The sequence below is a fragment of the Ornithinibacillus bavariensis genome (genome assembly GCF_050433565.1).
Lineage (GTDB): Bacteria > Bacillota > Bacilli > Bacillales > Amphibacillaceae > Ornithinibacillus > Ornithinibacillus bavariensis.
In genome coordinates, this window is record NZ_JBNPWZ010000009.1 from 45,627 (window position 1) to 61,643 (window position 16,017).

The following is a 16,017-nucleotide window of genomic DNA, read 5'->3' on the forward strand; positions in this document are numbered from 1 at the left end:
GTGGGGGTTATTACGTACCAGTATATGAGTGACAAGGATTACAGTGTAATTACGATTAATCGTGAAGAGAAACGGAATGCTATCTCCTTAAGAATGGCAGAAGAGCTGATGACTGCTATCGAAAAAGCAAAAAAAGACTCTATCAAATTTCTTGTCATTACAGGAGCAGGGGATAGGATGTTTTGCTCAGGTGGTGATCTGAACGACTTACATGGAAATTTGTCAGTGGAAGAGGCGGAACGAAGACTATTGACAATGATGAGGGTGCTTTATGAGATTGCCGTTTTTCCAGTGCCAACTATTGCTTTATTAAATGGTGGAGCTGCTGGTGGAGGGTGTGAATTGGCGACAGCATGTGATATTCGTATCGCTAGACGGTCAACTAAGTTTGGGTTCATTCAGTCGAGTCTGGGAATTATGCCTGGCTGGGGAGGGGGAATCCTATTAGCAAAAAGAGTACATACTAGCTTTGCTTTTCGATGGACTATGGAAGGTACAGTATACCAAGGGGAAGAACTGGAAGCGAAAGGCTGGCTGCATAGATTGATTAATAATGAGGATTGGCAGGATAAGGATGAGGTTTTAGCTCCGTATATAGCGAAATCATTTCAGCAAATGAAAATCTTTAAGAGCCAATACCTAGAGGAGATAGGAGTAATAGGTTTAAAGGATAGGATGATGAATGAAGTTAAGAAGTGTGCGTCTCTATGGGAAACAGAAGAGCATAGACATGCGGTAGAGGCATTTTTAAATCGAGATTAGTAATCCTGTAATTTGAAAATTATCATAATGTGTATTCTATCACTCCTAGTTTGTGCATACATTGATAGCAAATAGATAAGGAGTGATGTTATGAATGCAACGAGGCAGGATGCCTGGACGGAAGATGAAGATGTTATATTAGCTGAAACAGTGCTACGTTATATTCGGGAAGGAAAAACACAGCTGGAAGCCTTTAAGGAAGTTGCTAATCAATTGTCTAGAACTTCGGCTGCTTGTGGATTTCGATGGAATGCTACCATTCGTAAACATTATCAACAGGAAATAATGAGAGCCAAAGAAGAAAGAAAGCTTGGTGGAAGAAAATCTTTATGGAATTCTAATAATCTGAAGCCGAATGAAGAAAAAGATACAATCGAATCAGCTATCATTTTACTTGAAAAAATGAAATCAACCTTTGCAGATCACCAAGATTTAGCTAAACGCGAACAGGAAAAGCTGATTAAGAAATTAGAGGATGAAAATAATAAATTGAAATCTCAATTGGAACGATATGAAAATGCTTGGGAAGAGATGGGAAATCTATGGAAGTGGATTAAAGATAAGCATAATGGTTAATCCTTCCCTAAGCAATCATACTATATTTTACTGGAAAGATGAAAATTATGAAGCTAAAAAAGTGTCTACTCCAAAGGGATAGACACTTTTAAAGTTTTGTAATAAAAAAATGAAATAGCTTACATTTTTAATGAATATTTTTTTCGTGTATTCCTTCAGGAAGCCAAATTAATGGATTTTGGCCAAAATCTCTTTCCATTTCGTATTTAGCCTTCTGAAAACCCATCTTCTCCCAAAATCCATGTGAATTAATACGAGGATTAGTCTTAATAGGAAGCTGATATGATTTTGCAAAGTTTACTAATTTTTCACCATAGCCCTTACCTTGATAATGAGGCAGTACCTCAAGCTTCCATAATTCTAAGTAATCATGCCTTGGTTCAAAATACTTATCGTACTTCTTCTCTACCTTATATAGGCTCATTCTAGCTATTAATGTTTCCCCATAATATATTCCATAGAAAGGAGATTCACTGTCATTTTCCACAAAGTTATTTTGTAGATCCTCTAACATCGATAATTCTTGGTTTCCATATTCCTTAAAGCGCTTAAATTCCTCTAATGTTTTATAGTTTATTAACAGCTTTTGTACACTAACTTCATTCATAGTAAAGCTCCCCCTTTGCAAAAGCTAAAATGGTTTATCTATTTAATTATAATATAAATGCCTGCATAATTAAACTTAACATGCAGACTACTTTATAAAATCTGGATTCTAAATAAAATGCAAAATGTAAATAATTTGTTACAATTAAGAAATGGAATAACGTTCATGGTGAAGGGACATATCAGAAAATGTTTGATTTTGTATTATTTATATTAGCGTTTATTATTACGATACCCATTGTTGCAACGGTTGGATTATATTTTATCTTGAAATTAGTATATGGTAATCCAATTAGAGCACTTCATAAGGCAGTAAACTGGACCACAATTCTACACATTATTGCTGGAAATGTACTATTAACCAATTTATTTAATGGCAATTACATTGGCTATATTATTGTTTTTTTACTTTTATTATTAACGATACTTATTACCTTTCAGTGGAAAAAACATACAGAGGTTGATATAAAAAAAGCATTGAAGCTATCATGGAGACTATGTTTTCTAATATTTTTTTGCTTCTATATCGTTCTTGTGTTGTATGGAATTATTGAAAGGATAATAGGGTAACCTTTTGTTCCAAAACAGATTACATGAAAAAACGGTCTTTATCCTGTACAATAATTTTAAATAGAACACCTAAAGGAGTACGTAATGCATGCAAATTGAACCGATACATATCGATAACCAAAATAAATTGATTCGCGATTATCGTGATGCTAAATTATCCATCATGGAGCATTTCGATTATGGTATGTTGGATTTTCAAAAAAGAGTAAGTGAAATATCAAGTCGTACCTATAATCGTGAACAGTTAGCCCATGTGCTTAAACAATTAAATGAAATGTGGGGTGCGACTTCTGCCACATTTTCGAATATAGAAAGATTAAAAGAAGCTAGAAGTGTTGTAGTGGTAGGCGGTCAGCAAGCGGGATTATTAACTGGTCCGTTATATTCGGTAAACAAGGTAATATCTATTATTCAGTTGGCAAGACAACAAGAAAAGGAATTAGGTATTCCAGTAATTCCTGTTTTTTGGATAGCAGGTGAAGATCATGATTTTGAAGAAATTAATCATGTATACATGGGGCGTAAATCATTTAAAAAATATAAGCTTCCAATACGAAACGACGAAAAGCTGTCCATTTCGCAAATGGATATAGATCATAAGGTTGTACAGGACTGGCTCAAAACAATTCTTAATCAAATATCAGAAACTAAATTTACGAATGAATTAAATAACATGATAGTAGATTGCTTGGAGCACTCCAATAATTATGTAGATTTCTTTGCGCAGCTTATTTTTCGCCTATTTCCAGAGGAAGGCCTTGTCCTAATAGATTCCGGTAATAAACAAGTACGAGAGCTAGAGAGTGAATATTTTGCACAAATGATTATGAAGCAAGAAGAAATCAGTGCAGGTGTTGTAGAAAGTATTGAGAAATTAACGAATAAAGGGTATACCATTGACCTCGATGTATCACTTGAAAGTGGTAATCTATTTTATCATTTGAATGGAGAAAGAATACTGTTAAACAAAGATGCAGAAGGTAATTGGATTGGAAAGCAGAATGAAATTATTCTTCGTGTGGAAGAAATTCTTCATGTGGCAAAACAACATCCAGAGCAATTAAGCAATAATGTTATTACACGTCCATTAATGCAAGACTTATTGTTTCCTACTTTAGCGTTTATAGGTGGGCCAGGAGAAATTAGCTATTGGTCTGTGTTAAAATCTGCTTTTCACGGGTTAGGTATTAAAATGCCACCTGTAGTTCCTCGACTATCGTTTACCTATTTAGAACCAAAGGCTAAAAAGATTATGCAAAAATATAACATACCAATTGAAGTAGCTGTTAATCACGGGGTAGTGGCTATTCGCGATAAATGGTTTCAAGATAAAATGGAACCTCCAGTAGGCGAAACTGCAAGTCAAATCAAACGTAGTATCACCGAAATCCATAGGCCATTGCTGGAGATAGCTGAAAAGACTCGCTCAGATGTTGGTGAATTGGCGCATAAAAATTTGGCTTATTTAATTCGGGATATCGAATTTTTAGAAAAGCGAATTGAAAATGCCTTAAAGGAAAAATATCATAAAGAACTAGAAGATTTCTCTTTGTTAGAAAATCTATTACATCCTGATGGTTTACAGGAAAGAGTTTGGAATCCGTTACCTTTTCTAAACGAATATGGATTAGACTTCTTTAGAGAAATCTGCTGTAAAGAGTGTTCGGTGGAAGAAGAGCATTTTATTATCTATCTATAGTCCCCACCACCTCCCACCACTTATTTGAATAACTGTCTTATTCATTGCAGTATCAGTGAAAACCCTTATTTAATCAGGTGTTTTCAAGTGCTGCTCATGGTTATAAGGCAGTTATTTTTTTGTTTTTAACCACTTTTTATCAATAATAATCCGTTATATTAAAAAAATGGTGGTGAAAAGTGGGGGGATGTGGTAATATTGATTTATGAAAGTGGGGGCATTGTAAATGTTCATGGGTGAATTTCAGCATAACTTTGATACAAAGGGAAGAATTATCGTACCTTCTAAGTTCCGAGAAGAGCTTGGAGAGCGTTTTGTTGTCACCCGTGGTCTTGATAAATGCTTGTTTGCTTACCCCATGAGCGAATGGGCTATATTGGAAGAAAAATTAAAAAAACTCCCACTCACAAAAAAAGATGCTAGAGCCTTTACGCGATTTTTCTTCTCTGGAGCTGTAGAATGCGAAGTTGATAAGCAGGGAAGGATAAACATACCACAGCCTCTACGTAATTATGCAGGTTTAGACAAAGAGTGTGTGGTAATCGGTGTATCCAATCGAATTGAATTCTGGGCTAGCGAAAATTGGGATGATTACTTTACTGATTCCGAGGAGTCATTTGCAGAAATTGCCGAGAATTTAATGGATTTTGATATATAGCCGAAAACGAAATCGCTGAAGTAGGTGTAGTTATGTTCAAACATTATACAGTACTAAAAGAAGAATCCATCACAGGACTACAGATAAAACCAAATGGTACATATGTGGATTGTACACTAGGTGGTGGAGGACATTCAGAAAAAATAGTCTCTCATCTCGATCAAGATGGCTTATTAATTGCGTTTGACCAAGATGCTGACGCCATAAATGCCGCTAATGAAAGACTTTTGCAATATCAGGATAGAATCCTATTTATCCACAATAATTTCCGTAACTTGACTGAAGAACTAGACAAGCACTCTATTTCAAAGGTAGATGGAATTCTATTTGACTTAGGAGTTTCTTCTCCACAGCTAGATAGAGGTGATAGAGGTTTTAGCTATCAGCATGATGCAAAATTGGACATGCGGATGAATCAAGAGCAAGAATTAACAGCCTATGAAATTGTTAATGATTGGTCATACAATCAGTTAGTCTCAATTTTTTTTCAATATGGAGAAGAGAAATTTTCTAAACAAATTGCTAGAAAAATTGAAGAGCATCGCAAAATAAAAGCGATAGAAACAACATTTGAATTAGTTGATATTATAAAAGAAGGAATCCCTGCAGCTGCTAGAAGAAAAGGGGGCCATCCAGCAAAACGAATATTTCAAGCCATACGAATTGCTGTTAATGATGAGCTAAATGCGTTTAATGATGCACTACATCAGGCAGCGCGTCTAGTAGATATGAATGGTAGGATAGCGGTTATAACCTTTCATTCATTAGAGGATCGAATTTGTAAACAAGCATTTAAAAAATGGAGTACACCAAAAGAAACACCGAGAAATCTACCAATAATACCGAAAGAATATGAAGCGCCATTTAAAATGGTTAGTAAAAAACCAATCGTAGCAGGTAATGAAGAGCTAGAAGAAAATCGAAGATCACGAACAGCAAAGCTACGAATTGTAGAAAAAGTGAATCCGTGGTCTGATGATTTTAAATATGAGGAAGGGTGGAATAAGTAATGGCAGCAAATCATGCAAGAAGTTGGGAGAATTCATATACTTCGTATCGGCCACAAGTCGAGAAAAGAGTAGTAGTACGTAAAGCGGGCTGGATTACAAAGGGTGAAAAAATATTATATTCTGTTGTAGCTGTCTGCATCCTCGTTGCATTATGGTATATCGTATCATTTTCATCCTCCTTGGACACATTGAATCGAAATATACAATCTGTAGAACAAAAGATAACTAATCAGCAAGTCGTAAACGAAGGTCTAGGCTTTGAAATAAAAGAATTAAGTAGACCAGAGAGAATTATACAATATGCAAAAGAACATGGTTTGACCATTCAAGCAGCAGAGGTAAAGCAGGCTAATTCATACAATCATTAATCCAGGTGATAAATTATGAAAAAAAATAAAACGACACATGCCATGGCGGGTATATTAATGATTTTATTTGTCGTGGCCTTTTTATTGATATCCGGGCGCTTTTTATACATTCAAGCTTCAGGTTCAGTAGCTGGAGTTTCACTTAACGAGTGGGCGGATAACGTTAGGACAACCACTTATACACTAGATTCAGAACGAGGAAAGATTTTTGATAAAAATGGCATGACACTAGCTTATGACATGCCTACTTTTCGAATGTATGCTATTGTGACAGATAAATATTCAAAGGATAGTGAGGAGCCACAGCATGTAGTTGACCCTGAAGGTACAGCAGAACAACTGGCTCCTTTGTTAAATGTTGATAAAGCCTATTTGTTAGAACGCTTAAATAATGGTGTTAAAAAGGGGCAATCACAAATAGAATTTGGTTCTGCAGGGAAAGGAATATCACTACAAACGAAAGAAAAAATTGATGCATTAAAGTTACCTGGTATAAAGTTCATTAAAGAAAATTCTCGATATTATCCGAATGGGGTATTTGCTTCCCATATCATAGGTTTTGCTAGAGAAAAGGAAAACAAAACAGAGAATGGTATAAAAAATGAAATAGTGGGAGTAACTGGTATCGAACATGAGATGGACGATTTGTTAAAGGGCGCTAACGGATATATATCTTATCAAAGAGATATTTATAATAAAAAACTTTTAGATCCTAATGAAGTGATTCAGATGCCAGATAATGGTGACAATGTATATTTGACTATTGATCAAAAGATACAAACACTTCTTGAGGATGTCATGACACAGGTGGATAATAAATATAAACCAGAACGGATGTCGGCAATTGTGATGAACCCTAAAACAGGGGAGATAGTTGCTATGAGTAATCGTCCTAGCTATAATCCGAATAATCCTGAAAATGTGAAAAACTGGTATAACGACGCCATTTCTACTCCGTTTGAGCCTGGATCAACAATGAAGATGTTTACATGGGCCGCCGCAATAGAATCAGGTGTTTATAATGGGGGAGAACAGTATAAATCTGGTCAATATAAAGTTGGAAACAATAAACCTGTTGGTGACTTTAATGGTGGAAAAGGATGGGGTATGATTTCCTATGACGAAGGTTTTGCATTATCCTCAAACGTAGCTGCGAGTAAACTAGTTTGGGAGAAGATGGGACCTGATACGTTTCTAAAGTACTTAAAAGCATTTGATTTTGATAAGGAAACTGATATTGATCTCCCTGGTGAAGTAGAAGGCCAAATTTTATACAATTATCCTATCGAACAAATTACAACTGCTTTTGGACAGGGAAGCACCACCACTCCCATTCAGATTATGAAGGCTGCAACTGCAATCGTCAATGATGGGAAAATGGTAAAACCTTATATTATTGATAAAATAGTAGATTCCGATACTGGGAAAGTAATAGAGCAGCATAAACCAGAGGTGGTCGGAGAACCTATCTCTAAGGATACTGCTAAACAAGTTAGAAATTTACTAATTCAAGCGGTTCAATCGGAACGTGCAACCGGAAGTAGATTTAAGTTAGACGATTATTCTGTTGGAGGTAAGACTGGTACAGCCCAGATTCCTAATCCAGATGGTGGGGGTTATTTACGTGGTCAAGAAAATTACGTATTCTCCTTTCTAGGAATGGCACCAGCAGATGATCCAGAGCTAATGATGTATGTATCTATTAAACAGCCAACCCTAGAATTCGAATCTGGAATTGAATCGGGTTCAGTACCAGTATCCTTTATTTTTAATAATGTGATGGAGAATGCCTTACATTATTGGAATATCGAACCTGATAAAGGTGAGATAACCGAGGTATCAGATTATCAGATTCCTAATTTAATCAATAAATCTACAGAAGAAGTTAAAGGTATTTTAAATTCTGCGAAAGTAAGCTATAGTGTGATTGGATCTGGTAATAAGGTTGTGAAGTTGAGTGTAGAAGAGGGTAATAAAGTCTTACCGAATGAGCGTGTTTTACTTCTTACTAACGATCCTACCATGCCAAACATTATTGGCTGGTCACAGCGGGATGTTCTAAAGCTAGGAGAAATGGTAGGGCTTAAGACGGAAATTATTGGAAACGGATATGTTACTTCACAAAGTATTCCAGAGGGCACTAAACTAGGAGAAAATAGTTATCTAGGAGTAGAACTGAAAACGCCAATAGAAGTAAAGAAAACGAAACCAAACGATAATAGTAAAAACAATCAAGCACAATCTAACGACACATTTGAATAGTTTACCATAGAAAAACAGTGTTCTAATCAGTTTTTTTAAACATATAGTTGATACAAGCCTACCTATGTATGTGAAGGAGATGGAAGATGAAACGAGTATCAACGGTAACAGTTAGAAAACGATTAGTCGCTGTTTTTCTTATTGGTTTATTTGTATTTGGGATAATCGATCTTCGATTAGGCTATGTTCAATTTGTACTCGGTGATCAGCTTATGGAAAAAGCCGATGAATCATGGAGTAGAAATATTGCTTTTCAACCTGAACGAGGACACATTTTGGATGTGAATGGAGAAATTTTGGCAGAAAACGTTACTGCACCTTCTGTTGTAGTGGTACCTAGACAAATCACAAACCCGGAGGATACTGCAAAGAAGTTAGCTGAAATCTTGGACATGCCTGAGAAAAAAGCATTCGAATATGTTACGAAGTCAGCTAGTTCTGTCAATATTCATCCAGAAGGAAGAAAATTAACGGAAGAACAGGAAAGAGCTCTCCGAACCTTAAATTTAGAAGGCGTATATTTAGCAAAGGATTCGATTAGGCATTACCCGTTCGGTGACGATTTAGCGCATGTATTAGGTTTTGCGGGAATTGATAATCAGGGTCTTATGGGTCTAGAGTTGTATTATGACGATATGCTTGATGGTGAAGAAGGAAGTTTGTCCTTCTATTCTGATGCAAAAGGTAGGCGTTTAAACCAGTTGGCCGATGTATATAAACCACCAAAAGATGGCTTTGACTTGGTTACGACAATTGATTCTAGGATTCAAACGATTATGGAAAGAGAGATGGATTTAGCAGTCGCAAAATATAACCCTGATGGCGCTTTAGCGATTGCGGTAGATCCTAAGACTGGTGGTATATTGGCGATGACATCAAGACCTAATTTTAATCCTGAAAATTATCAAGAGGTGGATTCAACCGTTTATAACCGAAATTTACCAATATGGAGTACATATGAACCGGGTTCCACCTTTAAAATTATTACACTTGCAGCGGCATTGGAAGAAAAAATTGTAGATTTACAAAATGACCACTTCCATGATCCAGGTCATGTGGAAGTAGGGGGAGCAAGACTTCGGTGTTGGAAACCTGGTGGACACGGTAGCCAAACGTTCCTAGAAGTTGTTCAAAATTCATGTAACCCCGGCTTTGTTCATCTAGGTGAGGAATTAGGAAAGGAAAAGCTATTTAGCTATATTAAAAAATTTGGTTTTGGATCTGAAACGGGAATTGATCTTCAAGGTGAAGGGTCAGGGATTCTATTTAAAGAAGAGAATGTTGGCCCTGTGGAACTAGCTACTACAGCATTTGGTCAGGGAGTTTCAGTTACACCAATACAACAGGTCATGGCTGTTTCTGCAACGATAAACGGTGGATATCTGTATGAGCCACATATTGCAAAGGAATGGCTAAATCCTCAAACAAAAGAAGTAGTATCAAAGATAGAGCCGAAATTAAGAGGTCGAGTTATTTCTAGTGAGACCTCTGATGAAATTCGCAAGGCACTAGAGAGTGTTGTTGCAAAAGGAACTGGTAGACCTGCATATGTTGATGGTTATCGGGTAGGAGGAAAGACAGGAACTGCTCAAAAGGTAGGTCCAAATGGTGGATATTTGGAAAATAACCATATTGTTTCCTTTATCGGTTTTGCACCAGCAGATGATCCGCAAATAGTAGTATATGTGGCGGTCGATAATCCAAAAGGAGTTCGACAATTTGGTGGAACAGTTGCAGCACCAATTGTCGGAACTATTATTGGTGATAGCTTACCAGTCATGGGGGTAAAACCTAGAAAAGATGGATTAGATAAAGAATATATTTGGCCAGAACAACCAAAGGTAGAGGTTCCAGACTTAATTGGGTTGCCTAAAAGTGAGTTAGTTAAGATGATGTCAGATCTTTCCATTGAATCTAGTGGTAAGGGTGACTATATTATTAATCAGGACCCTGACCCAGGAACAAAGGTAGATGCAGGATCAAAAATTCGAATTTACCTGTCAGACGATAATAAAAACAAAAAAGATAACGAATAGTTTGTACGAGAAAATTCATGTCTAAGAAGAAAAGAAAATGATTCAGAAAGACTTTCATTTTTGTTATAATGGATTAGATTGAATATATAAGAGGGTACCTCCCTCTTATATATTCATGAGAGAATCGTATAATGGAGAAATAAAGGAAGGATGTCATATATGAGACTGAAAGAAATTCTTTCCTTATATCCATTTTCGGAACAATTCTCTGATACCTATGACATTGAAATCAACGAAATCAAAATGGATTCTAGGGAGATAACCAAAGGAGACTTATTTGTTTGTATAAGTGGTTTTACGGTGGATGGACATGATTATGTTAATGAAGCAATTACCAATGGAGCTGTAGTAATTGTAGCAGAAAAAAATATCACAGCTTCTGTTCCAGTTATAGTCGTTTCTGACACGATTAGATTTTTAGCCATGGCAGCCGCAAAATATTATGACTTTCCCACTAATTCGGTTCCGCTAATTGGTGTTACTGGAACAAATGGAAAAACTACCGTTACATACCTTCTAGAAAAAATATTTCAACTTCATGCAAATAAAACAGCAGTTATCGGCACAATCCATATGAAGATTGCAGAAAAAGTATATCCAGTAGATAATACAACTCCAGATGCATTATTCTTACAGAAAACCTTTCGAAAAATGGTTGACGAAGGAGTAGACCGGATCATAATGGAGGTATCCTCCCATGCACTTGACCAAGGAAGGGTATATGGTTGCGATTATAATATAGCCATTTTCACTAACCTGACACAAGATCATTTAGATTATCATGATTCGATGGAGGACTATCTCCGGGCAAAAAGTCTTTTATTTGCTCAATTGGGCAATGCATATCGATTAAATGATAGGAAATATGCCATCATCAATCATGATGATCCAGCATGTAAAAAATTAAAACGTGCAACCTCACAAGCAATAATTACGTATGGAATAGAAAAAGATTCTTTGATTATGGCAAAATCCATTCGTCTAACTCCATCTGGAACGCAGTTTTTATTATGTACCCCTAGAGGAAATGTGGAAATCAGGAGTAATTTAATCGGTAAATTTAATGTGTCGAATATGTTAGCTGCGAGTAGTGCGGCACTAGTTACAGGAGTACCATTATTGACGATAAAAAAAGCATTAGAAAGCATAAAAGGTGTTCATGGACGGTTTGAGCTGGTTCAGCATCAACATCCCTTTTCAGTGATTGTAGATTATGCACATACACCAGACTCGCTTGAAAATGTATTAAAGACTATCCGTGAATTTGCAAAACAAAAGATATATGTGGTAGTTGGCTGTGGCGGCGACCGTGATCGAACAAAAAGGCCTTTAATGGCAAGGATAGCAATAAAATATGCCGATAATGCAATTTTCACATCCGATAATCCTCGTACAGAGGATCCGAATGACATTTTATCCGATATGACAGAAGGTCTTCCAGATTCATTTGGAACCTATGAGGTTATCATTAACCGGAAAAAGGCAATCTTCTATGCCATCCAGCAAGCGAAAGAGGACGATGTAATTCTAATTGCTGGAAAGGGACATGAAACATATCAACTGGTTGGGCATACGAAGTATCATTTTGATGATCGAGAAGTTGCCAAAGAAGCATTGATAGCTAAGGAGACATGAAGATGTTATTTACTTTGAATTGGCTTCAGACAATTTTTCCGAATACGAATGGAGAAATTACTGGACATACAGAAATAAAACAAGTTATTACAAATAGCAGAATCGAAACAAGTGATGCATTATTTATACCAATAATAGGTGAGCATTTTGACGGACACGATTTCATTTTACAAGCCTATGAAAATGGTATTACTGCAGCATTATGGGACATGAAAAAGTCTGTACCAGATCAATTACCTAAGGATTTTCCTATTTTTTATGTTGAGGATACTACAAAAGCATTACAGCATTTGGCAAGTTGTTACCGTGATGAAGTAAATCCAATTGTTATTGGTATAACAGGATCCAATGGTAAGACAACAACGAAAGACATTGTATCTTCTATTACGAAAGAGAAATATAAAACACATTTTACAAATGGTAATTTCAATAATGAGTTTGGTGTACCTTTTACGATCCTTTCTATGGACAGAGATACGGAAGTTCTAGTATTAGAGATGGGGATGAGTAGTTTTGGTGAAATTGAATTGCTTTCCAAAATAACGAAACCAGACTATGCCATTATCACTAATATCGGGGAATCCCATATTGAACATTTAGGATCACGTGAAGGGATTGCGAAGGCGAAATTAGAGATTACTAGTGGTCTTAAACCAACTGGAAAGTTAATCATTGACGGAGATGAGGCGTTACTCTCTCATGTCCATGCCAATTCCAATGTTAAAAAGGTAGGATTTAGTGAGGATAATGAGTTTGTTATCACTAATATTCAGCTGCACCATCATCAAACTACCTTTTCAGCATCTGATGAGAATTCTTATACGGTTTCATTACTTGGTAAGCACAATGCCAAAAATGCTTCATATGGTATTGTACTAGGGAAACTATTAGACATTAGCGTAGAACAGATACAGCATGCATTATCATCCCTTACTGTAACAGGCATGCGTTTTGAAATGTTAACAGGGGAGAATGGCGTATCTATTATTAATGATGCCTATAATGCATCTCCTACTTCCATGATAGCTGCAATTCAAGTAGTAAAGGAAATGAGTGGTTTTCAACATAAAGTATTAGTGTTAGGTGATATTTATGAGTTAGGGAAAGACTCTCGCACTCTTCATAAAACTGTCGCAGAAGTAATTGATGACAGTCCTACAGCTGTATATACGGTTGGTGAGGATTCTTCAGTGATATCCGAAATAGTTCGAAAAAAATATCCTAATCTAACGGTGAAACATTTCCATCAAAAAGAGGACATTCTACCTGAGCTGAAATGTTTTTTAAGCAAGGATTCACTTATATTATTTAAAGCTTCCAGAGGAATGGAGCTAGAATCAATAATTGACAAAATAAAGTAGTGCATCAATGGGAATTACAACACGACGATCCATAGAATAGATACAGTTTTTTTTGGTTGGACGGTTGGTAATATAAGGAGGAAGAATTGTGGATATAATTGTACTAATCATAACATTAGCGATAGCGTTTTTAATTGCCGTCCTATTGTCTCCAATTTTAATTCCGTTTTTAAGGCGTTTAAAGTTTGGACAAAGCATACGGGAAGAGGGACCAAAGTCTCACATGAAGAAAAAAGGTACTCCTACAATGGGAGGTATCATGATTGTTCTAAGTATAATAGCTACATCGCTAATTATGGGTTATAAATATGGTCAAGGAGATATAGGTTATGAAATAGGGCTTCTCCTATTTGTCCTTATAGGATATGGGCTATTAGGCTTTTTAGATGATTATATAAAGGTTGCCCTGAAAAGAAATCTAGGTCTAACTTCTAGGCAAAAATTAATAGGACAACTGATAATCGCAATAATCTTTTATATTATTTTAAAGAAAAACGAGTTTCCAACCTATATACAAATACCTGGAACTGATATTCAATGGGATTTAGGAATTGGTTATGCATTATTAATTATTTTTATGCTAGTTGGAGCTTCTAATGCCGTCAATCTAACTGACGGTTTGGATGGGCTATTAGCAGGTACAGCAGCAATTGCATTTGGTGCATTTGGTATACTAGCTTGGTACATTAATTCGCAAAGTGAAGTCTCTATCTTTGCATTAGCTGTTGTTGGCGCATTATTAGGTTTTCTTGTATTTAATGCACATCCTGCTAAGGTCTTTATGGGAGATACAGGTTCTCTAGCTTTAGGTGGAGCAATTGCAGCAGTTGCTATTTTAACAAAACTTGAGATTCTATTGGTTATTATTGGTGGAGTCTTTGTTATGGAAACTCTATCGGTAATTATCCAAGTAATTTCTTTTAAAACTACCGGAAAAAGGGTATTTAAAATGAGTCCACTACATCACCACTATGAACTTGTTGGTTGGTCTGAATGGAGAGTTGTAACAACGTTCTGGTTCATGGGGCTTGTTTTTGCTGCTCTAGGTATATACATCGAGGTGTGGTTAGGTTGAACAAATTAATTGATTTTCCTTATCGTCATGTTCTTGTTTTAGGACTAGCCAAAAGTGGAACAGCAGCAGCAACTGTACTGCTTGAGAGTGGCATTAAGGTTCGAGTGAATGATTATAAGGCAAGTGCGCATGATGAAGCAGTAATCCACTTACAAGCAATGGGAGCAGAAGTAATTGTCGGGTCCCATCCACTGTCAGTACTAGAAGGTATTGATTTAGTAATTAAAAATCCAGGAATACCTTATGAAAATGTTATCTTATCTGAAGCAGAAAAAAGAGCTATTCCGATAATTACAGAAATTGAATTAGCTGGAATGTTAGCAGAAGGAACCATTATTGGAATAACTGGCTCTAATGGAAAAACAACAACAACAACATTATTATATGAGATGCTAAAAGCAAGTAACGAAAAAGTTAAAGTTGCGGGAAATATTGGAATTGTTGCAACAGACGTAGCTAGAGAATTAGCAACAGATGAAAAAATGGTACTGGAGCTTTCCTCTTTTCAGCTCTTGGGCATAAGGAAGTTCCGTCCGAAAATTGCTGTGCTTTTAAATATTTATGAAGCACATTTAGACTATCACAAAACGTTTTCGAATTATAAAGAGGCAAAGGCGAATATATTTATCAATCAAACCGAAGATGATTTTCTCGTATATAATGCTGATGATTCGAACGTACTAGAAGTCAGTAAGGATATTAAATCTGTAAAAGTGCCATTTTCCATTTCACAGAAGTTAGTTGATGGGGCATGGACGGATGAAGTATTCATTTATTTTCAAGAGGAAAAGATAATTGCTATTGAAGATCTTGTATTAGTAGGTGCACACAATCTAGAAAATATTCTAGCAGCTATAAGTGCAGCGAAGCTTGCCGGAGCAACAAATGAAGGGATCTATGAGGTGTTGACGACATTTTCTGGTGTTCACCACCGTCTTCAATATGTGGATAAGATTAATGAACGGATTTTCTATAATGATTCAAAAGCCACAAATATTCTTGCCACTCAAAAGGCCTTATCAGCTTTTCAACAGCCAATTGTTCTTTTAGCAGGTGGTCTAGATCGAGGGAATGGCTTTGATGAATTAATTCCTTACTTAAGTAATGTGAAGGCAATGGTTGTCTTTGGTCAGACAGCTGACAAGGTAAAAGCATCTGCAGAAAAAGCAGGAGTAGCCATAATAGAACATGCAAACGATATGCAAGACGCTGTGCACAAAGCCTATGCCCTTTCGGAAAAGGGTGATGTAATATTATTATCTCCAGCATGTGCTAGCTGGGATCAATATAAGACATTTGAAGAAAGAGGAGACATGTTTATACAAGCCGTGCATACAATTAAGTAGGGGCTTGTATATATAACATAAAAGAATATTTTACGCTCGCCCCTAGACAAACA

Annotated in this window: 14 protein-coding genes; 13 read left to right on the forward strand and 1 reads right to left on the reverse strand. The window is 36.2% G+C overall.

Annotated features, from left to right (window positions below):
• Positions 1-762, forward strand: coding sequence for an enoyl-CoA hydratase/isomerase family protein (locus HNR27_RS14185; protein WP_429340231.1), 762 nt, complete (start codon positions 1-3; stop codon positions 760-762).
• Positions 763-852: 90 nt separating this feature from the next.
• A complete protein-coding gene (locus tag HNR27_RS14190; protein WP_212919545.1) occupies positions 853-1,338 on the forward strand; it encodes an RsfA family transcriptional regulator in 486 nt (161 codons plus the stop codon).
• Positions 1,339-1,465: 127 nt separating this feature from the next.
• On the opposite strand, the gene HNR27_RS14195 is transcribed toward HNR27_RS14190, so the two are convergent.
• Positions 1,466-1,945 carry an N-acetyltransferase gene (locus HNR27_RS14195; RefSeq protein ID WP_429340232.1) on the reverse strand — a complete coding sequence of 160 codons (480 nt, stop codon included), beginning with the start codon at positions 1,943-1,945 and terminating at the stop codon, positions 1,466-1,468.
• Between the two features lie 188 nt (positions 1,946-2,133).
• Between HNR27_RS14195 and HNR27_RS14200 the strand changes: the two genes are divergently transcribed.
• The 11 genes from HNR27_RS14200 (at position 2,134) to murD (ending at position 15,964) form a co-directional block, all read left to right on the forward strand.
• A complete protein-coding gene (locus HNR27_RS14200; protein ID WP_429340233.1) occupies positions 2,134-2,514 on the forward strand; it encodes a DUF3397 domain-containing protein in 381 nt (126 codons plus the stop codon).
• Between the two features lie 88 nt (positions 2,515-2,602).
• Entirely contained in the window at positions 2,603-4,213 is a 1,611-nt protein-coding gene (gene bshC / locus HNR27_RS14205; protein WP_429340234.1) for a bacillithiol biosynthesis cysteine-adding enzyme BshC, read from the forward strand.
• Between the two features lie 226 nt (positions 4,214-4,439).
• A complete protein-coding gene (gene mraZ / locus HNR27_RS14210) occupies positions 4,440-4,871 on the forward strand; it encodes a division/cell wall cluster transcriptional repressor MraZ (RefSeq protein ID WP_429340235.1) in 432 nt (143 codons plus the stop codon).
• A gap of 32 nt (positions 4,872-4,903) precedes the next feature.
• Positions 4,904-5,881, forward strand: coding sequence for a 16S rRNA (cytosine(1402)-N(4))-methyltransferase RsmH (gene rsmH, locus HNR27_RS14215; protein WP_429340236.1), 978 nt, complete (start codon positions 4,904-4,906; stop codon positions 5,879-5,881).
• Positions 5,881-6,249 (forward strand): cell division protein FtsL, encoded by a 369-nt coding sequence (gene ftsL, locus HNR27_RS14220; protein ID WP_212919551.1) that lies wholly within the window; start codon positions 5,881-5,883, stop codon positions 6,247-6,249. Before rsmH ends, ftsL begins: the two co-directional genes overlap by 1 nt.
• A 15-nt stretch (positions 6,250-6,264) precedes the next feature.
• The gene (locus HNR27_RS14225; RefSeq protein WP_429340237.1) at positions 6,265-8,511 is read left to right on the forward strand and encodes a penicillin-binding protein; all 2,247 of its coding nucleotides are present in this window, start codon (positions 6,265-6,267) and stop codon (positions 8,509-8,511) included.
• A gap of 86 nt (positions 8,512-8,597) precedes the next feature.
• Positions 8,598-10,547, forward strand: coding sequence for a stage V sporulation protein D (locus tag HNR27_RS14230; RefSeq protein ID WP_429340238.1), 1,950 nt, complete (start codon positions 8,598-8,600; stop codon positions 10,545-10,547).
• Positions 10,548-10,706: 159 nt separating this feature from the next.
• A complete protein-coding gene (locus HNR27_RS14235; RefSeq protein WP_429340239.1) occupies positions 10,707-12,182 on the forward strand; it encodes a UDP-N-acetylmuramoyl-L-alanyl-D-glutamate--2,6-diaminopimelate ligase in 1,476 nt (491 codons plus the stop codon).
• A gap of 2 nt (positions 12,183-12,184) precedes the next feature.
• Positions 12,185-13,543, forward strand: coding sequence for a UDP-N-acetylmuramoyl-tripeptide--D-alanyl-D-alanine ligase (locus HNR27_RS14240; RefSeq protein ID WP_429340240.1), 1,359 nt, complete (start codon positions 12,185-12,187; stop codon positions 13,541-13,543).
• A gap of 88 nt (positions 13,544-13,631) precedes the next feature.
• Positions 13,632-14,618, forward strand: coding sequence for a phospho-N-acetylmuramoyl-pentapeptide-transferase (gene mraY / locus HNR27_RS14245; protein WP_373306324.1), 987 nt, complete (start codon positions 13,632-13,634; stop codon positions 14,616-14,618).
• On the forward strand, positions 14,615-15,964 hold the full coding sequence (gene murD / locus HNR27_RS14250; RefSeq protein ID WP_429340241.1) for a UDP-N-acetylmuramoyl-L-alanine--D-glutamate ligase: 1,350 nt from the start codon (positions 14,615-14,617) through the stop codon (positions 15,962-15,964). The genes mraY and murD overlap by 4 nt, the downstream gene beginning before the upstream one ends.
• Positions 15,965-16,017: the final 53 nt, after the last annotated feature.

Coding starts and splice junctions, on each gene's coding strand:
- mraZ (WP_429340235.1), top strand. CDS start 4,440: ATGTTCATGGGTGAATTTCAGCATAACTTTGATACAAAGGGAAGAATT.
- ftsL (WP_212919551.1), top strand. CDS start 5,881: ATGGCAGCAAATCATGCAAGAAGTTGGGAGAATTCATATACTTCGTAT.
- HNR27_RS14230 (WP_429340238.1), top strand. CDS start 8,598: ATGAAACGAGTATCAACGGTAACAGTTAGAAAACGATTAGTCGCTGTT.
- rsmH (WP_429340236.1), top strand. CDS start 4,904: ATGTTCAAACATTATACAGTACTAAAAGAAGAATCCATCACAGGACTA.
- HNR27_RS14195 (WP_429340232.1), bottom strand. CDS start 1,945: ATGAATGAAGTTAGTGTACAAAAGCTGTTAATAAACTATAAAACATTA.
- HNR27_RS14240 (WP_429340240.1), top strand. CDS start 12,185: ATGTTATTTACTTTGAATTGGCTTCAGACAATTTTTCCGAATACGAAT.
- HNR27_RS14190 (WP_212919545.1), top strand. CDS start 853: ATGAATGCAACGAGGCAGGATGCCTGGACGGAAGATGAAGATGTTATA.
- HNR27_RS14200 (WP_429340233.1), top strand. CDS start 2,134: ATGTTTGATTTTGTATTATTTATATTAGCGTTTATTATTACGATACCC.
- bshC (WP_429340234.1), top strand. CDS start 2,603: ATGCAAATTGAACCGATACATATCGATAACCAAAATAAATTGATTCGC.
- HNR27_RS14225 (WP_429340237.1), top strand. CDS start 6,265: ATGAAAAAAAATAAAACGACACATGCCATGGCGGGTATATTAATGATT.
- HNR27_RS14235 (WP_429340239.1), top strand. CDS start 10,707: ATGAGACTGAAAGAAATTCTTTCCTTATATCCATTTTCGGAACAATTC.